This is a genomic window from Nonomuraea sp. NPDC003709 (genome assembly GCF_040610775.1).
In the GTDB taxonomy this organism is placed as follows: Bacteria; Actinomycetota; Actinomycetes; order Streptosporangiales; family Streptosporangiaceae; genus Nonomuraea; species Nonomuraea angiospora_A.
This window is the reverse complement of sequence record NZ_JBEXMW010000001.1, coordinates 753,457-774,214: the sequence shown is the minus strand read 5'-3', so window position 1 is coordinate 774,214 and position 20,758 is coordinate 753,457. Positions and strand designations below refer to the sequence as shown.

21 protein-coding genes are annotated in these 20,758 nt (G+C 68.5%); 14 read left to right on the top strand and 7 right to left on the bottom strand.

Translation table 11 applies throughout. From position 1 onward, the window contains the following. Positions 1-13: 13 nt before the first annotated feature. Both ABZX61_RS03715 and ABZX61_RS03710 read left to right on the top strand, forming a co-directional pair. A complete protein-coding gene (locus ABZX61_RS03715; RefSeq protein WP_350729820.1) occupies positions 14-640 on the top strand; it encodes a TetR family transcriptional regulator in 627 nt (208 codons plus the stop codon). Positions 641-655: 15 nt separating this feature from the next. Beyond that, a complete protein-coding gene (locus ABZX61_RS03710) occupies positions 656-1,495 on the top strand; it encodes an NAD(P)H-binding protein (RefSeq protein WP_355191254.1) in 840 nt (279 codons plus the stop codon). A gap of 21 nt (positions 1,496-1,516) precedes the next feature. Here the strand turns inward: ABZX61_RS03710 and ABZX61_RS03705 are convergent, their stop codons facing one another. The 3 genes from ABZX61_RS03705 to ABZX61_RS03695 form a co-directional block, all read right to left on the bottom strand. After that, the gene (locus tag ABZX61_RS03705; RefSeq protein ID WP_355191252.1) at positions 1,517-2,485 is read right to left on the bottom strand and encodes a hypothetical protein; all 969 of its coding nucleotides are present in this window, start codon (positions 2,483-2,485) and stop codon (positions 1,517-1,519) included. A 190-nt stretch (positions 2,486-2,675) separates the two neighbouring features. Then, positions 2,676-3,407 carry an alpha/beta hydrolase gene (locus ABZX61_RS03700; RefSeq protein WP_355191250.1) on the bottom strand — a complete coding sequence of 244 codons (732 nt, stop codon included), beginning with the start codon at positions 3,405-3,407 and terminating at the stop codon, positions 2,676-2,678. A 525-nt stretch (positions 3,408-3,932) separates the two neighbouring features. Continuing rightward, positions 3,933-4,775: an SDR family NAD(P)-dependent oxidoreductase gene (locus ABZX61_RS03695; RefSeq protein ID WP_355191248.1), complete on the bottom strand. Its 843-nt coding sequence runs from the start codon at positions 4,773-4,775 to the stop codon at positions 3,933-3,935. 90 nt (positions 4,776-4,865) lie between these two features. Here ABZX61_RS03695 and ABZX61_RS03690 point away from each other — a divergent pair, with 90 nt between their 5' ends. Beyond that, a complete protein-coding gene (locus tag ABZX61_RS03690; RefSeq protein ID WP_350728649.1) occupies positions 4,866-5,444 on the top strand; it encodes a TetR family transcriptional regulator in 579 nt (192 codons plus the stop codon). Between the two features lie 223 nt (positions 5,445-5,667). Here the strand turns inward: ABZX61_RS03690 and ABZX61_RS03685 are convergent, their stop codons facing one another. After that, positions 5,668-6,066: a VOC family protein gene (locus tag ABZX61_RS03685; RefSeq protein WP_350728648.1), complete on the bottom strand. Its 399-nt coding sequence runs from the start codon at positions 6,064-6,066 to the stop codon at positions 5,668-5,670. Positions 6,067-6,158: 92 nt separating this feature from the next. Here ABZX61_RS03685 and ABZX61_RS03680 point away from each other — a divergent pair, with 92 nt between their 5' ends. Then, positions 6,159-7,154 carry a YafY family protein gene (locus tag ABZX61_RS03680; protein WP_355191246.1) on the top strand — a complete coding sequence of 332 codons (996 nt, stop codon included), beginning with the start codon at positions 6,159-6,161 and terminating at the stop codon, positions 7,152-7,154. Positions 7,155-7,495: 341 nt separating this feature from the next. On the opposite strand, the gene ABZX61_RS03675 is transcribed toward ABZX61_RS03680, so the two are convergent. After that, the gene (locus ABZX61_RS03675; RefSeq protein ID WP_355191243.1) at positions 7,496-8,506 is read right to left on the bottom strand and encodes a LacI family DNA-binding transcriptional regulator; all 1,011 of its coding nucleotides are present in this window, start codon (positions 8,504-8,506) and stop codon (positions 7,496-7,498) included. Positions 8,507-8,728: 222 nt separating this feature from the next. Between ABZX61_RS03675 and ABZX61_RS03670 the strand changes: the two genes are divergently transcribed. The 8 genes from ABZX61_RS03670 to ABZX61_RS03635 all read left to right on the top strand — a co-directional run bounded on the left by ABZX61_RS03670 (position 8,729) and on the right by ABZX61_RS03635 (position 17,803). Next, positions 8,729-10,015, top strand: coding sequence for an extracellular solute-binding protein (locus ABZX61_RS03670; protein WP_355191241.1), 1,287 nt, complete (start codon positions 8,729-8,731; stop codon positions 10,013-10,015). Then, the gene (locus ABZX61_RS03665) at positions 10,012-10,971 is read left to right on the top strand and encodes a sugar ABC transporter permease (RefSeq protein ID WP_350728644.1); all 960 of its coding nucleotides are present in this window, start codon (positions 10,012-10,014) and stop codon (positions 10,969-10,971) included. The genes ABZX61_RS03670 and ABZX61_RS03665 overlap by 4 nt, the downstream gene beginning before the upstream one ends. Further along, entirely contained in the window at positions 10,968-11,810 is an 843-nt protein-coding gene (locus ABZX61_RS03660; protein WP_350728643.1) for a carbohydrate ABC transporter permease, read from the top strand. Before ABZX61_RS03665 ends, ABZX61_RS03660 begins: the two co-directional genes overlap by 4 nt. A 137-nt stretch (positions 11,811-11,947) precedes the next feature. Continuing rightward, positions 11,948-12,781, top strand: a complete 834-nt coding sequence (gene efeU, locus ABZX61_RS03655) for an iron uptake transporter permease EfeU (RefSeq protein WP_350728642.1) — start codon at positions 11,948-11,950, stop codon at positions 12,779-12,781. An 11-nt stretch (positions 12,782-12,792) separates the two neighbouring features. Then, positions 12,793-13,938, top strand: a complete 1,146-nt coding sequence (efeO, locus tag ABZX61_RS03650) for an iron uptake system protein EfeO (RefSeq protein WP_355191238.1) — start codon at positions 12,793-12,795, stop codon at positions 13,936-13,938. Between the two features lie 15 nt (positions 13,939-13,953). Beyond that, complete coding sequence (efeB, locus tag ABZX61_RS03645; RefSeq protein WP_355191236.1) at positions 13,954-15,207, top strand: iron uptake transporter deferrochelatase/peroxidase subunit; 1,254 nt, start codon at positions 13,954-13,956, stop codon at positions 15,205-15,207. Positions 15,208-15,731: 524 nt separating this feature from the next. Continuing rightward, positions 15,732-17,003 (top strand): ATP-binding protein, encoded by a 1,272-nt coding sequence (locus ABZX61_RS03640; protein WP_355191234.1) that lies wholly within the window; start codon positions 15,732-15,734, stop codon positions 17,001-17,003. A 305-nt stretch (positions 17,004-17,308) separates the two neighbouring features. Then, positions 17,309-17,803 (top strand): hypothetical protein, encoded by a 495-nt coding sequence (locus tag ABZX61_RS03635; protein ID WP_355191233.1) that lies wholly within the window; start codon positions 17,309-17,311, stop codon positions 17,801-17,803. Positions 17,804-18,800: 997 nt separating this feature from the next. Here the strand turns inward: ABZX61_RS03635 and ABZX61_RS03630 are convergent. Continuing rightward, on the bottom strand, positions 18,801-19,175 hold the full coding sequence (locus ABZX61_RS03630) for a helix-turn-helix domain-containing protein (protein ID WP_355191231.1): 375 nt from the start codon (positions 19,173-19,175) through the stop codon (positions 18,801-18,803). Between ABZX61_RS03630 and ABZX61_RS03625 the strand changes: the two genes are divergently transcribed. Both ABZX61_RS03625 and ABZX61_RS03620 read left to right on the top strand, forming a co-directional pair. Further along, positions 19,174-19,593 (top strand): hypothetical protein, encoded by a 420-nt coding sequence (locus ABZX61_RS03625; RefSeq protein ID WP_355191229.1) that lies wholly within the window; start codon positions 19,174-19,176, stop codon positions 19,591-19,593. The two genes, ABZX61_RS03630 and ABZX61_RS03625, sit on opposite strands and share 2 nt — an antisense overlap. An 84-nt stretch (positions 19,594-19,677) precedes the next feature. Next, the gene (locus ABZX61_RS03620) at positions 19,678-20,166 is read left to right on the top strand and encodes a DUF5946 family protein (RefSeq protein ID WP_355191227.1); all 489 of its coding nucleotides are present in this window, start codon (positions 19,678-19,680) and stop codon (positions 20,164-20,166) included. Between the two features lie 41 nt (positions 20,167-20,207). Here ABZX61_RS03620 and ABZX61_RS03615 read toward each other — a convergent pair whose 3' ends face one another. After that, on the bottom strand, positions 20,208-20,588 hold the full coding sequence (locus ABZX61_RS03615; RefSeq protein WP_355191225.1) for a hypothetical protein: 381 nt from the start codon (positions 20,586-20,588) through the stop codon (positions 20,208-20,210). Positions 20,589-20,758: the final 170 nt, after the last annotated feature.

The window sequence follows — 20,758 nt, the reverse complement described above, 5'->3', positions numbered from 1 at the left end:
ACCGTCCTTGCACATGGCGGCACGGAGGGCGCCGCGCCCTGAGGAGCGCGGCAAGGCGGCGGAGCTGACGCGGGAGCGGATCCTGCGGGCCGCCGTGAGCGAGTTCGGCGAGAAGGGATATTCCGGCGCGCGCACTGCCGGGATCGCCGCCCGCGCCGGCGTCAACCAGCAGCTGATCTCCTACTACTTCGGCGGCAAGCAGGGGCTGCTGGAGGAGCTGCGGCGGCGCCGGCAGGCGGACGAGGCCGCGTCCGACGCCTCGTCCGCCTCGTTCGCGGAGTCGGTCGGGGCCCAGCTGGAGCGCACGCTCGACGACCCGGAATGGGCGCGGCTGGTGGTGTGGCAGGCGCTGGGCGACTGCCCGTTCGCCGACGCCGAGGAGGGACAGCGGTTCGCGCAGGCGCAACGCGCCCGGATGGCCGAGTCGCTGGAGCGGATGCGCGGGCGGCAGGAGGCCGGGGAGGTCACCGATCGGGTCGATCCGGCGTTCGCGCTGCTGGTCGCCTATGCGGTGGTGTTCGCGCCGATCACGATGCCGCAGTTCGTCCGGGACATCTTCGGCGACGATCCGCTCTCGCCCGAGGTGCGCCGCCGCCTGCACGGTGAGCTGGTCAGGCTTCTCGGCCAGGCCGAGGATTAGGGAGGTTCTGCGGAGATGGTGATGGTGGTCTTCGGGGCTCGGGGCAGTGTGGGGCGCCATGTCGCCGCCGGTCTGCTGGCGGCCGGCGAACAGGTGCGGGTGACGAGCAGGGACCCGGAAAAGGGCGGCCTGCCCGCTTCCGCGGAGGTCGTGGCGGCCGATCTGGACCTTCCCGAGACGTTGCCCGCCGCGCTGGATGGCGCCACGAAGGTGTTCGTGTACGCCAAACCGGACGGTGTCGCGGGCTTCGTCGAGGCGGCCAGGGCGGCCGGGGTGCGGCAGGTGGTGCTGCTGTCGTCGGCGGCGGTCGTGATCGAGGGCTCCGAACACAATCCGATCGCCGTGCACCACCAGGTCGTCGAGACGGCCGTGGAGGGCTCAAGGCTGGACTGGACGTTCATCCGGCCGGGGATGTTCGCGACGAACACGCTGTGGTGGTGGCAGGCGGCGATCCGGGGCGGGGGCGCGGTGCGGCTGCCGTACCCGGAGGCCGAGACCGCCCCCATCCACGAGAAGGACCTGGCGGCGCTCGCGGTGACGGCGTTGACCGAGCCCGGGCACGAGCGGCGGGCGTACACCGTGTACGGGGTGGAGTCGCTCACGTTGCGGCGGCAGGTCGAGCACATCGGGGAGGCGATCGGGCGTCCGATCGCGGTCGAGGTGGTGTCGGAAGCGCAGGCGCGGGAGGAGATGGGCCGGACGACGCCGGCGGTCGGCGTCGAGGTGATCATGAAGCAGTGGGCGGCCCGCGACGGCATACCCGCGCAGACCTCGACGGCGGTGGAGAAGGTGACCGGCCGCCCGGCGCGCACGTTCGCCGAATGGGCCGTCGACCACGCGGACGACTTCCGCTGAGCGTGGGTGCGGCCGGCGTCTTCACCTGTTCTGCGGGGGTGTCTTCTTCCTGCGGCCGCGGCGGGGGCTCGATCCGCGCGGGTTCTGCGGCGGCCCGGGCCTGGGCTCGACTCCCGGCGCGTACCCGGGTGAGCGATACAGGGGCCGGCCTCCGTACCAGCCCCACATGAGGCAGATCAGCCCCACGAGCAGGGCCAGGACCGGCACCAGGTAGAGCAGCGCGTCGAGCCGGAGCAGCCCGGCGGCGGTCACCCCCGTGATCGACGCGACCAGCACCCAGCCCGGCCCGTGCCAGTACGGTTTCCCCAACGGCCTGTCGGACTTCTCCCAGCCCCGGGGCGTGCGCCGCCGGAGCCGCCCCGCCGGCCACAGCCGCGTGCCGTCCCCGGTGATCACGACCGCTCGCCTGAACGGCCCTCCCCCGATCCGCACCTGTGCCTTCAGTCCCTCCGCCCGCTCGTCGACGGCGGGATCCCAGTGGACCCGCTGGTAGTACGGCCTCGCCCCGCGCTCGGGGACGAGCTTCAGGTACGGGCTGAACCAGCGGACCCCCTTCGTCCTGTACTCCAGGATCAGCGGCCGGACCTGCCACCGCACCTCGGCCGCCGCCGCCGCGTGCCGGTTGAGCAGGAACCGGGCCAGCACCAGGACGAGCCCGAGCCCGTAGACCCCCGCGACGACGAACGGGGCCCGCCTGAGCATGTCCCCGGGAGGGGGCACGTCCTCATGCCCGGCGGGGAACACCAGACCGCCGGGCTCGGCCGGGTCGTAGCGGATGGGCAGCACCGAGCCCCGCACGAAATGTTCGGAGTCGGCCTGGATCATCGTCTGATGGCTGTTCCTGCCGTCGGACCAGTCCAGGTAGAACATCTCCGGATTGCCCTGGTCGTCGAAGTCGATGTACCGGACTGTGGCCGAGGCCCGCGCCGTGGCGCGAGACTCCGCGTCGGCGACGCCGGCGGCCTGGACCGCGAGTACGCCGAACGCCACCAACGCTCCCAGCGTGAAACCCCCGAGCGACACCAACGCGATACGCGATATCGGCCGTAAGCCATGCACCCACACAGTTTGGCGGGAGGGTCTTTCGCCACGCTTTCATCAGTCTGTCGCCGTTCTCCGCGCCTTCCGTCCGTGGTCGGCTGACGTGCCGACCGGCGCGTCAGCCGACTACGGACGGGTGTCAGCCCAGCTGCCGGGCGAAGAACCGCAGCGAGCTGTCCGTCTCGAACCGCGGCAGATCCCCGTGCTTGCCGGGATTGGCGTGCAGCGTCTTCTCGGCCGAAGCGAAGGCGTCGAACAACGCCAGGCCCTCGGCCCGCGGCACCCGCTCGTCGTCCCACTGGAGCAGGAACTGCACCGGCACGGTGATCCGCGCCGCACTCTCGGCCAGCGTGGTCGCCCCGAGCAGGCCCAGCACCGCGGCGCCGACCCGGGGTTCCGCGGCGACGAACGGGACACCGAGCCCACAGCCCATCGACACACCCCAGTAACCCACCGGACCTGCGCCGACGTGGTCGAGCTGCTGGAGCGCGGTCAGGACCGCCTGCCATTCCGCGACGGCCTGACTGGCCAGAAGACTGTGCATGGCGAGGACCTGCGCGGTCGCGTCCTCGCCGGCGGCCGCACGGGCCCGCATCTCGGTCGCGATCCGGCCGAACTCCTCGCCCTTCGGCCGCTCGCCGTGGTTGGGCGCGTCGATCGCGGCGACCGCGAACCCGCCCTCGGTGACGAAGTCGTGCGCGCGGGCCAGGATGCCGGGCGCCTTCTTGTGCTGCCCGCCGCCGTGTCCCATCAGGATCAGGGGACGAGTGCTCGGGGCGGCTTCCGGCGTCCACAGCACGCCGGGGATCTCGCCGAGGGTGAAGAGCTGTTCGGTGACGCCGTCCGACGACGTCCGGGAGATGAAGCGCATGGCGTTTCAAGCCTTTCGGGAGGCCTTCTGCGGGCGCTCCCTAGACCATGCGTGGGAGGGAGCCCCGACCTGTCACAGCGTTGATCGGTCTCACCTCCTCGAGTTCGCGGCGATGCACGGCGCCGCCGAAGCTATCACAACACGTGGAGGGAGTACGCTCGAGCTGGCGTTGCGGGACGCGCGGGCGAGCTCCGCGCACTCGCGACGGTCGGCGGATGGTGTCCGGGAGCGCCGTCAAAACTGCGGTTGGCCGATGCGCAACTGGTGGTCGCCCGCAAGTACGGCTTCACCAGCTGGCCCCAGTTGCGGGCACACCTGGCGATGCTGGGCAGGTTCGCGCGCCGGCCGCACGAGGTGGGCCCCTCGGCCGACCCCGCGACCGAGTTCCCGCGGCTGTCCGGCCTGGCCTACCACGATCATGCGAGGGGATCGGGAGCAGGCCGGGCACCTGCTCAGCGCCGATCCCGGACTGGCCGGGCAACTCCTGACACGGCCTTGCGCTTGCTGCGGGACCGCTGCGGTGCGTTACCGAGTTGCGGCGATCTGTCCGAGCAGGTCCGTCGTCACACGGTCGAGGCGGGCCGCGGCGTCCGGGTCGAAATCCTTGCCGGTCAGCGGCAACGGCTTGCCGCGCATGTAGGCGGTGACGGCGGATCCGGGCGCGGCGTCCAGCAGTGCGGCGATCGGCACGATCGCCTTGCCGACCGGCATCGCGAAGAAGCGGGCGAGCACCTTGGTGACGGCACGCCTGGGCTGCGGCAGCGGGTCGGCCATGCTCGTGTTCACGAAGCCGGGGTTGTAGAGGACATAACGCGTACGGGCGGCAGGGTAGCGAGCGGGAAAGCCGGCTCCCAGCAGGTCGTTGCAGCGCGAGGACTGCATCGCCGCGCGCATCCCCGTGTAACCGTCGCGCCATTGGAGGTCGTCCCAGTTGACGCGGCCCGGCAGGCCGCCGGGTCCGGCGATGTTCATCACGCCGGGCGCCTGCGCGCGTTCCAGCTGCTCCAGCAGGCCGTGGCCGATGACGAACCGGCTCAGGTAGGCGAGCGCGAAGGTGAACTCCAGCCCGTCCGCCGTCTCCTCGCGCTTGGGCCGGAACCGCTGGGCCGCGAACACCAGCCCGTCCACGGCCTCGGTGGTCGCCTTGACCTCCTCGACCACCTGCCGCATGCCCGCGACGGTGCTCAGATCGGCCCGGAGAAACACGGCCCTGCCCTCGGCGCCGAGCCGGTGCGCCTCGGCGAGGAAGGCACGCCCCTTGTCCTCCCCGCTGGCCACGGCGATCACGCTGTCCCCGCGCCGCAGGAAATGCAGCCCGAGGCCCTTGCCCATGCCGTCCGTGCCGCCGGTGATCACGTATGTACGCATTCCCGAGCCCTCTCAAGTCATCGATCGGTGACAAGAATGCTAGGCCTGGTGGATGGTTAAGTCAACGTACGATGACTTAGGATGATTTGCATGGACCAGCCGAAACGCCGCGACAAGGCCGCCACCCGCGCCAAGCTGCTCGACGCCGCCCGCCTGCGCTTCGCCCGCCAGGGCTACGACGGCACCGGCGTACGTGAGATCGCGGCCGACGTGGGCGTCGATCCGGCTCTGGTCTTCCGCTACTTCGGCTCGAAGGAGCAACTCCACGAGGAGGCCGTACGCGTGGAGATCCCGGCCGGCCTCACGGACGATCCGGCGCGTCCGCTCACCCACATCACCGACACGCTGCTGCACGATGTCGTCTTCGCCGACTGGGAGCAGTTCGCCGGCGAGCACCCGCTCCTGGTGATGCTGCGCTCCGCGGGACGCCCGGCCATCCGCGAACAGTTGCGTACGCAGATCTGCGAGGGCTACCTGCCCGACTTCGCCGAGCGGATGGGAGGCGAGAACCCCGCCCTGCGGGCCGAGATGGTGGGCGCGCTGCTGCTCGGCATGGGCGTGATGCGCTCGCTCCTCGGCAGCCCCGCCCTGAGCGACGCCTCCTTCGAGGAGACGCGCGCGCTGGTCGCCCGCCTGGTCACCGCCTTGAGCGATCAACCCCCTCGATAACCCCAGTTATGCGCCTTTTGTCGCGGAGCGCCGATCCAGCGTGCGGCTGACCCGAGTCACCCGCTCAACATCGCCACGATCGTCCGGGAGATGCAGGGTACGCCGCGTGTGCACGAGTGGTGCGAGAAGACGGAGAAGGGCGAGGTCATCGGGAACCGCATGATCGACGGCTGCCCCTCGGTTCTCGTGGGCAGGGGGCGTTCGTGCTCGGCGGTGCGTGGCGTCAACCTGCGAACTTCTCGACAGCCGCCGGGGTGACGGGGGTGAAGAAGTTGACGAGGTTGCCGTCGGGGTCGCGGAACAGCAGCGACCGGTTGCCCCAGGGCATCGTGGTGGGCTCGTTGACGAAGTCGGTCACGAAGCCGGTCAGGTTCTGGTGAACGCGATCCACGTCGTCGACGCGGAACTCGGTGATCACGCTGTGGTTGTCCGCCGGGCGGGCAGAGCCCGGGGCGAACAGCGGGACGGTGCGAGTGCCGGCGATCGCGAGGGTGGCCTTGGGGGTCTTGAGTTCGGCGAAGTCCTCGGTGGCCCACATCGCACGCACCCCTGTGGCTCGTTCATAGAACTCGACGAGGCGCGCGACGTCGCTGGTGATGATCCGGATCGAGACGAAGTCCATGGGAAGCTCCTTGGCTGTGCTGGCGTCGTGCGCTACGCAGACTAGGACAAATAGGGGACAGAATCGGTCCTGTATTCGCATAGGCTGCGAACATGTCTCGACCCACCGGGCGCGTGCTGACACTCCTGGAGCTGTTGCAGTCGGGCGGCATCCGGACCGTGGCCGAACTCGCCGACCGGCTCGGCGTCGAAGGACGTACCGTGCGGCGGTATGTGGACCAGCTGATCGATCTCGACGTGCCCGTGGAGTCGGTGCGCGGCCGCTACGGCGGGTACCGGCTCGCTCCCGGCTATCGCCTGCCGCCGCTCATGCTCAGCGACGACGAGGCACTGGCCGTGCTGCTCGGCCTGGTCGCCGGACGCCGAGCAGGGTTGATGACGACGCAGCACACGGCGAGCGAGACGGCATCGGCCAAGATCCGGCGGGTGCTGCCCAAGCACATCGCCCGCCGGCTCGACACACTCCTGGAGTCTCTCGCCTTCACGGATCAGCCCGGCGAGTTCGCCGCCCCGGACGCCGGGGTCCTGCTCACCATCGCCGACGCGGTACGCCACCGCCGACCGGTCTCGATCCGATACACCGACCGCGACGGGCGGCTCAGCGAACGCACGCTGCACGCGTACGGGATCGTCGCCCATTCGGGCCGGTGGTACGTCACCGGCAACGACGCCCGGATCGGCGAGGACCGAACCTTCCGGCTCGATCGCATCGCGGACGCGAGGGCCCTGCCCGGCTCATTCGACGCGCCCGAAGGTCCGGGTCCGGCACAGCGCGTGTTGTCGGGGTTCGCCACGGCTGAGTACCAGCATGAGGTGACCTTGCGGATCCACGGGACAGTTGAGCAGATTCGCGCCCACCTTCCCGCCAGCGTCGCGAGCCTGGAGGAGCACGAGCCCGCGGCCTCGGCCGGCGAGGACCGGGCGAGCGAGCGCTGGCTGCGCGTCGAGCTACGGGTGGAGCGGCTCGACTGGTTGCCTCCGATACTCGCCGCACTCAACCGGCCGTTCGTCATCGAGCGCCCCGACGAACTGCGCGACCGCGTCATCGCGCTCGCCGATCACCTCGCGTCCCACGCCCGCCAAGCCTGACGGCGAGGAACCGATGTCATGAGGTGGCACACCTGGTCGTCGTCCAGCAGGGGCCGGTCGCCGGACGTGACCAGGCCCAGGGCGAGGACCGGACGGTCAGCGCCGGCACCACCGTGGTGCGCACCACCAGCACGCAAACCGCACCGGCTTTCCCGAAACCAGCTCCTGTCGCACACCGAGTTACCGGCTCTGGCCCCAACTCGGGGGTGTCTGCGGGTGTCTCGCCTGTTCAGGGATATCGGCAGGCCCACGGGGGGGCCTTTGGCGGGCGGGGTGGGCTCCAGCAGGCGCACCACCCGGATGGGCAACGGGTGGTGGGCCTGGCCCACCTACCCGGATGCCTACTCGTGGCGGGCCGTGCTGTCTCGGACGATGAGTTCTGTCGCCAGTTCGACCCGCTTGGTCTCCGGGACCTCGCCGCGGCCCATGGCCAGGACCGTGCGGGTGGCGAGGGCGGCCATCTCCTGCAGCGGCTGGCGTACCGTGGTCAGGGGTGGCCAGGCCGACTTGGACAGGGGCAGGTCGTCGAAGCCCACCACGCTCAGGTCCTCGGGGACGCGAAGGCCGCGCTGGCGGGCCGCCTCGAACACGCCGAAGGCCATCAGGTCGCTCCCGGCGAAGATCGCCGTCGGGGGCGAGTCCAGGGAGAGCAGCGCGTGGCCCTCGTCGTGGCCCGACTCCACCAGGAACGTGCCGCGGCGGATCAGCTCCGGCTCGATCGGCGCCCCGGCCGTCTCCAGGGCCGCGCGGTAGCCGTCCACGCGGGCCTGGCTGCACAGCATGTCCGTGGGGCCGCTGATCATGCCGATGCGCCGGTGGCCGAGTTCGAGCAGGTGGCGGGTGGCGGCCAGGCCGCCGTTCCAGTTGGTGGCCCCGACCGAGACGACGCCGGGGGCGGGCTCGCCCTCCGGGTCGACCACGGCGAACGGGAGCGAGCGCGCGCTGAGCTGGGCCTGGATGCCGGTGGACAGGCGCGAGGCGACAATGACCACGCCGTCGGTACGGCGGGCGGCCAGGCGTTCGAGCCAGTCGCGGCCCGGTCCGGCATGGGTGTGCAGGACGGAGATGACCACGCTGGCCCCGGCCTCGTGGGCCGCCCCCTCCGCGCCGCGCACGATCTCCATGGCCCACGGCGACTCGATCTCGGCGAAGACCAGGTCGACCAGGCCGGCCGGGGTGTCGTCCTGGCTGATGCGCCGCTGGTAGCCGTGTTCCTGCAGGAGTCGTTCGACTCGATGGCGGGTCGCCGGAGCGACCTCTGGACGTCCGTTGATGACCTTGGACACCGTCGGAATGGAGACCCCGGCCTCTTCCGCGATCAGTGCGATCGTCACCCGCCGCTTCGCTGACACGTTCGGGAGTGTATCCGAAAGTTTCGGTTTGGGATCGCTCCCACCCGAGGTGTTGACGCTTTACGCAGCGTTTACCTACGATCCAGGCAGCGAAACTATCGGGGAGATAACGAAATTTTCGCACGGTGCGCCGCATTGTGCCCCATGAGTCACGCTGAGTCCCGCGAATCACGTGCAGGGGTCCGTACGGCAGGCCGAGCCAGTCTGAGGGAAGGACCCCTGATGAAACGCAGTCTGGTGTTGATCGCGACCGCAGTGCTCATAACCGGCTGCGGCGGTGGGGGCGGTGGGGGCAGCAGCACGGCCCCTCAGCAGAGCGGCTCGGCCGCCAAGGTCACTCTTGAATGGTGGCACCTGTCGACCACGGAGCCGCTCAAGTCCCTCTGGGCGCAGCGGGCCAAGGAATTCGAGGCCAAGAATCCCAACGTCACCATCAAGGCGACCGTCCTGGAGAACGACGCGTACAAGGCCAAGCTGACCACGATCACGCAGTCGGGCAAGGCCCCCGACCTGTTCGCCACGTGGGGCGGCGGCGTGCTCAAGCAGCAGGTCGACGCCGGGCTGGTCAAGGACATCTCCTCCGACGTCGCCGACGTCCTGCCCAACTTCACGCCGGCCGCGCTGGGCGCGTACCAGATCGACGGCAAGACCTACGGGCTCCCGACCGACATCGGCCTGGTCGGCTTCTGGTACAACAAGAAACTCTTCGCCAAGGCCGGCGTCACGCAGCCGCCCGCCACGTGGTCGGCGTTCCTCGAGGACGTCAAGAAGCTCAAGGCGGCGGGCGTCACCCCGATCGCCCTGGCCGGCAAGGAGAAGTGGCCGGGCCACTACTACTGGGCCTACCTCGCCATGCGCATCGCCGGCCTCGACGCACTCAAGCAGGCGGGCGTCGACCACGACTTCACCAAGCCCGACTTCGTGGCCGCCGGACAGCAGGTCAAGGCGCTGGCGGACCTGCAGCCGTTCCAGAAGGGCTTCCTCGGCGCGGGGTACGGCACCCCGGACGGCCAGGCGGCCACCGTGGCGAACGGCAAGGCCGCCATGGAGCTGATGGGCCAGTGGGCGCCCGCCGTGCAGAAGGACGCCGGCAAGGGCCTCGGCGACGACCTGGGCTTCTTCCCCTTCCCCGCGGTCGAGGGCGGCAAGGGCTCGATCTCCGACGCGTTCGGCGGTGGCGGCGGCCTGGCCGTGGGCGCGGACGCCCCCGCGGAGGCCGTGCAGTTCGTGAAGTTCATGACCGAGATGGACAACCACTCCAAGGCCGTGGCGGCCGGCGGCGTGCTGCCGGTGCTCAAGGGCGAGGAGAGCGCGGTCACGGACCCCAACCTCAAGCAGGTGGCGACCCAGCTGGCCGCGGCCGGCGGCTACCAGCTCTACCTCGACCAGGCCTACCCGCCCGCCGTCGGCCAGCAGGTCAACGACAGCGTCGCCGAACTCATCGCCGGTACGAAGACGCCGGAGGAAGTCGGCAAGGCCATCACCGAAGTGGCCAAGAGCGAAGGATGACGACCCTCGTCAAGGGGCCGGAGGCGGTCACGCGTCCGGCCCCCTCCCCTGCCGCCAGGCGGCGCGGCCGCTGGGTGACCATCGCCCTGTTCCTGCTCCCCGCCCTGGTCCTCTTCCTGCTGCTGGTCGTCGCACCCATCCTCGTGGCGTTCTACGCCAGCGTGTTCAGGTGGAACGGCTTCGGCGGCCTGCCGACCAACTTCATCGGGCTCGACAACTTCACCCGGCTCTTCGGCACCGAAATTTTCGGCCAGGACCTGTGGCACCTCCTGGTCCTCGTGCTGCTGTCGGTCTGCGTCCAGCTCCCGTTCTCGCTGGCCATCGCGATGCTGCTGAACCAGCGCATCCGCGGGCGGGCGCTGTACCGGGTGGTGTTCTTCGCGCCGTACGTGCTCTCCGAGGTCATCACCGGCGTGCTGTTCTCGCTGATCCTCTCGCCCGAGTCCGGCATGGCGAACCAGTTCCTGTCGGTGTTCGGGCTCGACTCGGAGTGGCTGGCCGACCCCGACACCGTGATGCCGTCGCTCTTCCTGGTCATGATGTGGAAATATTTCGGCTTCCACATGATGATCTATCTCGCCGGGCGGCAGGCCATCCCGAACGAGCTCATCGAGGCCGCCCAGATCGACGGGGCCACGAGCTGGAAGACGTTCCGGCACATCACCCTGCCGCTGCTCGGGCCGACGATCCGGATCAGCGTCTTCCTGTCCGTCATCTACACGATCCAGCTCTTCGACCTGGTGTGGATCCTCACCCAGGGCGGGCCGTCGCACTCGTCCGAGACGATGGCCGTCACGATGATGGACTGGGGCTTCAAGCGCTCCCAGGTCGGCTACGCCAGCGCGATCAGCGTCGTGATGTTCGCGCTCAGCCTCGTCTTCGCCCTCGTCTACCAGCGGTTCGTGATGCGCCGCGACCTGGAGGGCGCGGCCACCTCGATGGGAGAGCGCCGATGATCCATCGCAAGAAGTCCTCGCCGCGGCGCAACACCCTGCCGCTGCATCTGATCGCGTGGGTCGTCGGCCTGTTCATCATCATCCCGGTGGTGTACGCGCTGATCGGCGGCTTCAAGTCCACCAGCGAGCTGTCCACCAACCCGCTCGGGCTACCCAACACCTGGGCCACAGAGAACTACACCGACGTGATCGGCTCCGGCTCGTTCTGGCTGCAGCTGTGGAACAGCACGTTCATCGCGGTCGTGACGACCGTGCTGACCGTCGGGGTGTCGGCGCTGGCGGGGTTCGTCTTCGCCAGGTTCGCCTTCCGCGGCAGGGAGCTGTACTTCACGCTGTTCACGGCCGGGCTGATGTTCCCGTTCGCGGTGGCCATCCTGCCGATCTTCGTGCTGCTGCGCACGTTCGGGCTGCTGGGCAACCCGCTCGGCGTGATCCTGACGCAGGCGGCCTTCGGCCTGCCGCTGACGATCATCATTCTGCGCGGCTTCTTCCGCGGCATCCCGGGCGAGATCGAGGAGGCGGCCATCATCGACGGCTGCAGCCCGTTCGGCTTCTTCTGGCGGATCCTGCTGCCGATGGCCAGGCCCGCCATCGCCACCGTCTCGGTGCTGGCCATCGTGGGGAGCTGGAACAACTTCATGCTGCCGCTCGTGGTCTTCAACGAGGAGTCGAGCTGGACACTGCCGCTGGGCATCCAGCAGTTCCAGGGCCAGTACGCCTCCGACACCGCCCGCATCCTCGCCTATCTCGTCCTGGCCATGGTGCCCGCGCTCGGGTTCTACGCCGTCGCGGAACGTCACCTGGTCGGCGGTCTCACCGCGGGCGCGACGAAGGGGTGATCACCTTCCACCTGCGAACGTGACTCGCCGCACACTGTCGCTTCCAGCTCTTGCGCTAGGTATGCTTCGCCTGCCCTAATTTAGGTAAGCCTTTCCTCAGGGAATGCCAAGCAAAACCTCAGCAAACGGGAGTGACGGTGCTCGCCAGTTACCTCATCGGACTGCGCGAAGGTCTCGAGGCGGCACTCGTCGTCTCAGTCCTGGTCGCCTTCCTGGTCAAAAGTGACCGTAAGGACAAGCTCCCGCAAGTGTGGACGGGAGTCGGCGCGGCCGTCGCGCTGTCCGTGGGGTTCGGGGCGCTGCTGACGTTCACCGCCGCCCATCTGGGACACACCGGGCAGGAGCTGTTCGACGCGATCACCTCGCTGCTCGCCGTCGTGTTCGTCACCTGGATGATCTTCTGGATGCGGCGGGCGGCCCGCGCGCTCTCCGGCGAGCTGCGGGGCAAACTCTCCGACGCGCTGGAGCTCGGCTCGATCGCGGTGGTCGTGATGGCGTTCCTCGCCGTCGCCCGCGAGGGGCTGGAGACGGCGATCTTGTTCTTCGCCTCCGTGCAGGGCGCCGTCACCACGCCGGAGCCGCTCATCGGCATCAGCCTGGGGCTGCTCACCTCCGTACTCATCGGCTGGGGCCTCTACCGCAGCGCCGTGAAGATCAACCTCACCAAGTTCTTCACCTGGACGGGGCTGCTGCTGATCCTCGTGGCCGCGGGCATCTTCAAGTACGGCGTACACGACCTGCAGGAGGCCAACATCCTGCCCGGCCTGAGCACGTACGCCTTCGACATCAGCAGCGTCATCCCCGCCGACTCCTGGTACGGCACCCTGCTGTCGGGCATGTTGAACATCACGCCCCAGCCCAGCGTCGCCGAGGTCATCGCCTGGGCCTGCTACCTCGTCCCCACCCTTTTCTTCTTCCTGCGCAACACGCGGGTGAAGTCCACGCCGTCGCCCGCTTCCTCCGCGGCCTGAACAGGAGCATCATGCGCACCCCCATCCGCCTGTCCGTCGGGGCGCTCGCCCTGGCGACGCTGGCCGCCTGCGGCTCGGGCAACACCCCCGCCGCCTCCCCCGCCTCCGGCTCCGCCCCCGCCAAGCCGGGCAAGGTCACCGTGGCGGCGTCCGACACGGAGTGCAAGGTCGGCGCGTCCGAGGTCGCGGCGGGCACCACGACGTTCACGATCACGAACGGCGGCAGCAAGGTGACCGAGTTCTACGTGTTCGCCCCCGGTGACCGGGTCATGGCCGAGGTCGAGAACATCGTGCCCGGGCTGACCAGAGAGCTCATCGCCGAGCTGCCGGCGGGTGCGTACGAGACCGCGTGCAAGCCCGGCATGGTCGGCAAGGGCATCCGCAACGCGTTCAAGGTGACCGGCGAGCACAAGGCGCTCACCGAGGACGCCAAGCTCGCCGACGCGGTCGCCAGCTACAAGCGCTACATCAAGTCGCAGAGCGACACGCTGCTGGTCAAGACGCAGGAGTTCGTGGACGCGGTCAAGGGCGGGAAGATCGACCAGGCCAAGGAGCTGTTCCCGGTCGCCCGTACGTACTGGGAGCGCATCGAGCCGGTGGCCGAGATCTTCGGCGACCTCGACCCGGCCATCGACGCCCGCGAGGCGGACCTGGCCGACGGCGAGGAGTGGACCGGCTTCCACAGGATCGAGAAGGACCTGTGGATCAAGAAGGACATCAGCAAGGACGGCGCCATCGCGGACAAGCTGATCGCCGACGTCAAGACGATCGTGGGCAAGTCGAACGCCGCCGAGCTGACTCCCCTGAACCTGGCCAACGGCGCCAAGGAACTGCTCGACGAGGTGGCCACCGGCAAGATCACCGGCGAGGAGGACATCTGGTCGCACACCGACCTGTGGGACTTCGACGCCAACCTCGAAGGCTCCAAGGCGGCCGTGCAGTCGCTCAGGCCGGTGCTGGAGGATCGGGCTCCCGACCTGGTCAAGACGCTGGACGAGAAGTTCACGGCGGCCGAGGCGGCGCTGGACGCGCACCAGAAGGGCGACGGCTGGCAGCTGCACAACGAGCTGTCCAAGGCTGAGCTGAAGACCTTGTCGGACGCGATCAACGCGCTGGCCGAGCCGATCAGCAAGATCGCGCCGGTCATCACCAAGTAGCGGGAGGTGACGGCAATGAGCCAGCGGGTGAGCCGCAGGGGGCTGTTCGGGCTGGGAGCCGCGGGCGCCGCCGTGGTCGGGGCCGGTGTCGTGGCCGCGAACACACTCTTCGAGGAGCCGCCGGTCGCGCACGCCTCCTCGACCTCCGACCCGTTCCCCTTCTATGGCGAGCACCAGTCGGGCATCGTCACTCCGGCGCAGGACCGGCTGCACTTCGTGGCGTTCGACGTCACCACGGACAAGCGCGCCGAGCTGGTCGAGCTGCTGCAGGAGTGGACGGCGGCGGCCGCGCGGCTCACGCAGGGCAAGGAGGCGGGGTCATACGGTGCGGTGGGCGGCGCGCCGGAGGCCGCGCCCGACGACACGGGCGAGGCGCTGGGGCTGCCCGCGTCGGGGCTGACGCTGACGATCGGGTTCGGGGCGTCGCTGTTCGACGAGCGCTTCGGGCTGAAGGGCAAGCGGCCGGCCGCTCTCGCCGACTTGCCGAAATTTCCGGGAGAGCAGCTCATTCCGGAAATTTCCGGTGGGGACATCTGCGTGCAGGCGTGCGCCCACGACCCCCAGGTCGCCGTGCACGCCATCCGCAACCTGGCCAGAATCGGCTTCGGCAAGGTCTCCGTACGCTGGTCGCAGCTCGGCTTCGGCCGTACGTCGTCCACGTCCCGCTCCCAGACGACCCCCCGCAACCTGATGGGCTTCAAGGACGGCACCAACAACCTCAAGCTGGAGGACGCCGCCCTGCTCCGCGACCAGCTGTGGGCCGCCGCACAGGACGGCAGCGACTGGATGGCGGGCGGCTCGTACATGGTGACCAGGAAGATCCGGATGGCGATCGAGACCTGGGACCGCACGTCGCTCGTGGAGCAGGAGCAGATCTTCGGCCGGGACAAGGGCGAGGGGGCTCCCCTGGGCAAGAAGGCCGAGTTCGACCTGGTGAACTTCGCATCCAAGGGGGCCGACGGGCAGCCGCACATCAAGGACGACGCCCACGTACGGCTCGCCCACCCGACCTCCAACGGCAACGCGCACCTGCTGCGCCGCGGCTACAACTTCGTGGACGGCTCCGACGGCCTCGGCCGCCTGGACGCGGGCCTGTTCTTCATCGCCTACCAGCGCGACCCGCGCAAGCAGTTCGTACCGGTACAGATGAACCTGGCCAAGCACGACGCCCTCAACGAGTACATCAAACACGTCTCCAGCGGCCTGTTCGCCTGCCCACCCGGGGTCCGCGACGCCGGCGACTACTGGGGCCGCACCCTCTTCGGATAGTCACCCGTTGCCCTATTACCAGGTGGGCCTGCTGGAGCCCACCCCGAGCGGTCCTCGCTGCCGCTCGGTCGCCTTCCTGGGGCGCGCTTGGCGGCGCGCATGGTCTTCGCAAGGGGGCGCTTCGCGCACGGGGCTCGGGCGATGCTTCCAGTCGGGCCAAGCCCCGACCCCTGTAGGGCTTCGCTTCGCTCAGACGCCCTCGTCAAGGCGCAGGCTTCGCCTGCGTGTTCCGGTTGTCGAAGAGTGGCAGCGTCGGCCAATGCGGGCGTGAATAGCACGTCCGGCTCCTGAACTCCTGGACTGATCCGGAACCGACGACAGCGCCCCGACCGCTTTGAGGGCCGCAGTAGGCGGGTGGCCTGAACACTTCGCTGGGGCGCTCTTCGGCAAAGCGCCCACACAGGCATCGGCAGAACGCCCACGCATCGTGCGGCAGAACGTCCACGTAATGTCCGGCAGAACGCCCACATAGCTAGCGGCAAACTGCCCACACAACCGGTTGACCTCCGGTAATCTCCGTCAGTGTGACACAGCCAGCTCTGTTCTCTCGCCGCGCCCAAGCCATGACCCTGGAAGCACTGGCGGACACGCGGGTGGTCGTCGTCAACGGCGCTCGGCAAGTTGGAAAGAGCACGCTGGCGAGCTTGATCGCCAGCCAGGTGGACAACGCCCGCCAGCTCTACCTGGATGACCCTGCGATCCTGGCCGCAGCCGAAGAGGATCCCGTCGGCTTCGTCCGGCACGACGCACTTCTGCTGATCGATGAGATCCAGCGTGCCCCGCAACTACTCCTGCCGATCAAGCACGAGGTTGATCGGGATCCGCGAGCAGGCCGTTATCTCCTCACCGGTTCCGCACGCCTACTGGACCTACGCGATCTGCCAGACGCCCTGCCGGGCAGGACGGAGACCATTGAGTTGTGGCCACTGTCCCAGGGGGAGATCGACAGCGCTCCGGACGGCTTCGTGGATTACGTCTTCACACATGGCGCCGACGTTTCCATGCATCCCTGCTCGCTGCGTAAGCCTGACTACGTGGACAGGGCGCTGCGCGGCGGCTACCCGGAGGCGGTCCGGCGGGACCCGGGACGCAGGCGCAACAGGTTCTTCGACTCCTACATAACCGATCTGATCACCAGAGACGTCCGCCAGATCTCCGACATCGAGCGTCCGGCAGAGATGCGCAGGCTTCTCAGCGTCATAGCGGCCCGGATGGGAGGACTGGCGGTGGTCCAGTCGATCGCCGGCGACGTGGGTCTTCCTCGGGTGACGCTCTCCCGCTATTTGGACCTCCTGGAACTGGTCTTCGTGATCAAACGCATACCTGCCTGGTCGTCGAATCTCACTCGCCGCGCCATCTCCACGCCCAAGCTGCTCGTCACGGACAGCGGACTCGGCGGCCAGCTCATCGGCATGTCACCCGAACGCGCTAGAGACGTCACCGCCCCCGTTGGCCCACTGCTCGAGAATTTCGCGATCGGTGAGGTGGCACGTCAGCTCACCTGGGCCAACGAACCCGTCCAGCTGTTCCACTACCGAGACCGCGACAAAGTGGAGGTGGACATCGTTCTGGAGCACGCATCCGGCGAAGTGATCGGCATTGAGATCAAAGCCGCCGAAACCGTCCGAGGCGACGACTTCCGTGGACTGCGTCACCTGGCCGACCGGCTCGGAGCAAGATTTCGCGCTGGGTTCGTCCTCTATACCGGCGAACAGGTCCTGCCTTTCGGCGAGAGGCTGCGCGCGCTCCCCATGGCATCCTTGTGGACGCTCGGCAACACGACCGAGAAGGAATAGCCGGGTCAGCGCGCCAAAGCACGTTTCCCTATGCGGGGCGGGCGGATCTAGGGTCGAACCAGTGGCCCTGGATCGTAGATCTACAACGCCCAGGATCGCGACCATACCGGGAAGGCGGCCAAGAAGATCACGTACGAAATGGGGGAACTGCTCGCGAATCACGGCTCACCCGCCGAGCACAGAATCCACCCGCGCACCACGATCTGCCTGAGCCGCTGGTGTGCGATCCCCGCCCCCACCCCGTCGAAAGGCCTGACACCACCGCTCCGTTAATGGTTGTACGTCCTGGGAACCAGCCTGGAACCATGACGGCCATGAAACGAGTCGTGATCCTGGGGCGTGGCGGTTCAGGAAAGTCGACCCTCGCAGCCCGCCTGGGCACAATCACCGGACTCCCCGTCATCGAGCTGGACAAGCACTTCTGGCGACCAGATCTTGAAGCGACCCCTCCCGACCAGTGGGCTGCCATCCAAGGTGAACTCGTCCGGGCCGAGACTTGGATCATGGACGGCGACCTCGGTCCCTACGACGTCTTGGACGTCCGGCTCCGAGCGGCGGACACCGTCATCCTGCTGGACTTCTCGTTCTGGCGCTGCGCCTGGCGGGCGATCCGACGCTCTCGGGAACGCGCCGACTTCTGGTTGTGGGTATGGGCCTACCGGCGCCGGAGCCGACCGCTTCACCTCACGGCGATCGCGACTCACGCCGGTGATGCGGAGCTGCACGTGATCAGGAATCCGCACGCGCTGAGACGCTTCATAGCCCAGGTCACGGCCGATCAGGTCTCGGGCCGACCGTGAATACATCCATGGCAGCCGAGCACCAGCGCCACACCCACTTGCCCGCTGCGCCGGGGCGTGTGGCCAAAGCATTTCTGGCCAGAAGCGTGAGAACCTTGGACGCGGATTTCGAGACTGACGTCGCGGTAGCCCGCAAGGCGATCAATGACGAAGACGGTTCCCTTAGCGTCCCCAAATAAGAATTGGGCCAACTGGGATCGCTCAGATCGCCGTAGAAGACGCGGACCCGAGTCCGGAGGCGTGGTCAACGTCTTTGGTCGGTCTGCTTTGGGTGTCCTGTCCCAGCACGCGTGATCCACAAGGTGCGTTCCTCGTCGTCGATCGCGTACCACAGCCGACCGCCGGACGTGGCTTCGTACTGCCACTGTTCGAGTGCTGCACCGGCCACTTTCACAATGCCGAGCGCACCTTTGAGCGGGTGCCGGCGGCAGTCCACACGTCGAGGATCGATGGTGATAGTCCCATGCCCGGTCCAGGTTTTCCGGAGCCTGGGCGAGCAGATCTGTCCACCCCTCGGCGAATCGCACGTGCCATGGATTGGGACGCGGAACTTCGCCTCCCCAGGCTGCCGCCAGGAATCGTCTTTCGGGCGTGTGGCCTCAGGCCCGTCGCCGGGGAAGGGTCCCTGCAACTCGCCGGCAAGGCGCGGATCGCTCCAGATCACCGCGGTGGAGCGCCATGAGGTCAACGACCTCCCGAACGGAGCGTCACTGTGGCCGAGTTGCTCGTCGGTGTCGAGATGGCCGACGCGGCCCGACGGCCCAAATCGGCAGGCCTTCGTGGATGAGATCCATACGTTGATCCCCGTTGAGAAGTACACGACGAACGTCGCTAGGCTCCATACCCGTCTTGGCCTTGGGGGTTCATGCTCGTGATCCTGATGAGCGGCTGACATGCGCTCACCGTGACCAGCTGTATTGGCCCGCGGAAAGGTGCGGGCCTCCTCCGCCTCCGGACACCGAGCTCCCCGTAGAGGCCGAGGGCCGGCCACCCGCGCTCAGGGATGCGAGTCGGCCGAGCCGTCGTAGGCTCGGCGGGCTGCGGTGATGGCAGGGGCGGCGAGACGGGCCCACGCCGTGAGTGCTTCCAGCGGCACGCGTATGTCTTCGATCAACGGAGTGGTGGCGTACTCGACTCGCGGTGGGGAATCCGGGTACACGGTCCGGGTGACGAGCCCGTTGCGCTCGAGGTCGCGCAAGCTCACCGTCAGCATCCGGCGGCTGATGCCGATGATCGCGCGCTCCAGCTGGGTAAACCGGCGGGGACCTTTGCCCAGTGCGACCAGCACCTGAGCGCTCCACTTACCGCCGATCAAGGCCAGGACCTCGGGTAGCGGGCAATCGTCGAGGTCGGGTCCCGCCGTCTCGGGCATGAGCCGCTTGACCTGCCTGGTGGCAGGCGGTTTCGATCCGATCGACGGTTTCCGCTCCGCGGTCGGCCCCACGCTGCGCCTGCTCAGCCTGCCCGCCGACGCCTACCACCTAATGAAGCAGGGTGCCGCCGCCGATCCCTATCAGGCCGCCCTGATCGAAGCGGGTGATCCTTCCGCTTTCCGGGCCAACTACGAGGCGTTCTCCCGCGAGCCCGGACTGCAGCGGGAACTCGCCGGCTCCGGCGTGCCGCTGCTGCTGTACGCGGGCACGGCCGACCCCTGGCACGAGCCGATGCGGGCCTTCGCCGAGCACTCAGGCGCGAGCTTCTGGTCCGTCTCCGACGCGGATCACAAGGGCTGCTGGGACAGATCGGCCGAGGTGCTGCCGTTCCTGGCCGCCAACGCTGGTACGCCGTGAGCAAGGCACCCCGGCCCGGCAGTGCATGAGGCGGCGCTGGAATCCCGTCGACAAGGTTGTCGCCGGCCACCTATGGTGCAGCACATGGCAGATGATCGCGTCACGCGTCGGTGCGACTGCGGTGCGCCGGCCGGCCCACTGGGCGTGTGCGCGGACTACTACTACCGAATCCTGGCCGAAGAGCAGGCCGATCCTCAGATGTACCGGTGGCACGCGCCTGTGGTTTGCGTCTATCTCCTCCAGCATCCTGCCGGAGCTCATCAGAAGTCCCTCGACGGTCAGTTCCGCCTGCTGCAGCTCTACCTGGACAAGGGCCTTGACGCGCTGCTGCGCGTGGCCGCTCATCAGGTGGCGCGGAACAATCACAGGGCGCGGTCGGGCTACGACATGAGGCCGTTGGCGCCGTACGCGCCGCTGCCGTTGGGTGGGCCTCCGCAGCGCTTCCGCGCCACGTTCTGCGGGTTGCCGTTCGAGAGCGACAGCTTCGTCTCCGATGGGCATGCGGCGTACGGGAACCGTATCGAAACGATCGCCGAAGCGACGGCAGAGGCTTGGAGAACCGTCCAGGCCTGATGCGGAACGTCCAGCGGGTTACGGGGGCGGGCGGCAACCGGCTATGAGCGGCAGGAGCCGCCGGTCCCCCTGATGTCGGCCTGATTCACCCAGGAACGATAGTCACCCACCACCGTCGTCGTCTTCACGACCACAATGCTGCCGTGCCTGCGGGTCTCCCCCTGGTAAATGCTGAGTGTGCTGCCACTCCGGAAATAATTGTGCCAGGCGAACGTATTGTTCGCCTGCAGGTACCAGCGCGGGGTCTGCCTGACGACTTTCATCGGGCAGATGGCCAGTGCGCTCGCCTGGCCCGCTTTCACCACCGCCGTCCCGGACGTGCTCGCCGCGGCGGCGGGAGTCGTCAGGGCCAGTGAGCCGACGAATGCGAGCGCGACCGCGCCCAGGGTGGCCGTGCGGGCTTTCCATACCGACTGCTGCATGAACCGCTCCTCGGAAGTATCGATGACCTGGGCGATTCTTCACGGATACTCGTCGCGGTGTCGTTGGCAGGCCGTCCACGCTTCTTGACCGTGGATCCACGGATGCGCGGCCTGGACTGCCGCACCGCGCATCGCGCCGAACTCGGGTCGCCGCACTGCTCCTGTCTCGC

Excerpts from the sequence above, each read along its gene's own strand:
- ABZX61_RS03700 (WP_355191250.1), bottom strand. The coding sequence starts at position 3,407 with ATGCGCTTCATCTCCCGGACGTCGTCGGACGGCGTCACCGAACAGCTC.
- ABZX61_RS03625 (WP_355191229.1), top strand. The coding sequence starts at position 19,174 with ATGAGCCGCTTGACCTGCCTGGTGGCAGGCGGTTTCGATCCGATCGAC.
- efeB (WP_355191236.1), top strand. The coding sequence starts at position 13,954 with ATGAGCCAGCGGGTGAGCCGCAGGGGGCTGTTCGGGCTGGGAGCCGCG.
- ABZX61_RS03630 (WP_355191231.1), bottom strand. The coding sequence starts at position 19,175 with ATGCCCGAGACGGCGGGACCCGACCTCGACGATTGCCCGCTACCCGAG.
- ABZX61_RS03635 (WP_355191233.1), top strand. The coding sequence starts at position 17,309 with ATGACGGCCATGAAACGAGTCGTGATCCTGGGGCGTGGCGGTTCAGGA.
- ABZX61_RS03670 (WP_355191241.1), top strand. The coding sequence starts at position 8,729 with ATGAAACGCAGTCTGGTGTTGATCGCGACCGCAGTGCTCATAACCGGC.
- ABZX61_RS03695 (WP_355191248.1), bottom strand. The coding sequence starts at position 4,775 with ATGCGTACATACGTGATCACCGGCGGCACGGACGGCATGGGCAAGGGC.
- ABZX61_RS03680 (WP_355191246.1), top strand. The coding sequence starts at position 6,159 with ATGTCTCGACCCACCGGGCGCGTGCTGACACTCCTGGAGCTGTTGCAG.
- ABZX61_RS03615 (WP_355191225.1), bottom strand. The coding sequence starts at position 20,588 with ATGCAGCAGTCGGTATGGAAAGCCCGCACGGCCACCCTGGGCGCGGTC.
- efeO (WP_355191238.1), top strand. The coding sequence starts at position 12,793 with ATGCGCACCCCCATCCGCCTGTCCGTCGGGGCGCTCGCCCTGGCGACG.
- ABZX61_RS03660 (WP_350728643.1), top strand. The coding sequence starts at position 10,968 with ATGATCCATCGCAAGAAGTCCTCGCCGCGGCGCAACACCCTGCCGCTG.
- ABZX61_RS03715 (WP_350729820.1), top strand. The coding sequence starts at position 14 with ATGGCGGCACGGAGGGCGCCGCGCCCTGAGGAGCGCGGCAAGGCGGCG.
- ABZX61_RS03665 (WP_350728644.1), top strand. The coding sequence starts at position 10,012 with ATGACGACCCTCGTCAAGGGGCCGGAGGCGGTCACGCGTCCGGCCCCC.
- ABZX61_RS03685 (WP_350728648.1), bottom strand. The coding sequence starts at position 6,066 with ATGGACTTCGTCTCGATCCGGATCATCACCAGCGACGTCGCGCGCCTC.
- ABZX61_RS03690 (WP_350728649.1), top strand. The coding sequence starts at position 4,866 with ATGGACCAGCCGAAACGCCGCGACAAGGCCGCCACCCGCGCCAAGCTG.
- ABZX61_RS03620 (WP_355191227.1), top strand. The coding sequence starts at position 19,678 with ATGGCAGATGATCGCGTCACGCGTCGGTGCGACTGCGGTGCGCCGGCC.
- ABZX61_RS03710 (WP_355191254.1), top strand. The coding sequence starts at position 656 with ATGGTGATGGTGGTCTTCGGGGCTCGGGGCAGTGTGGGGCGCCATGTC.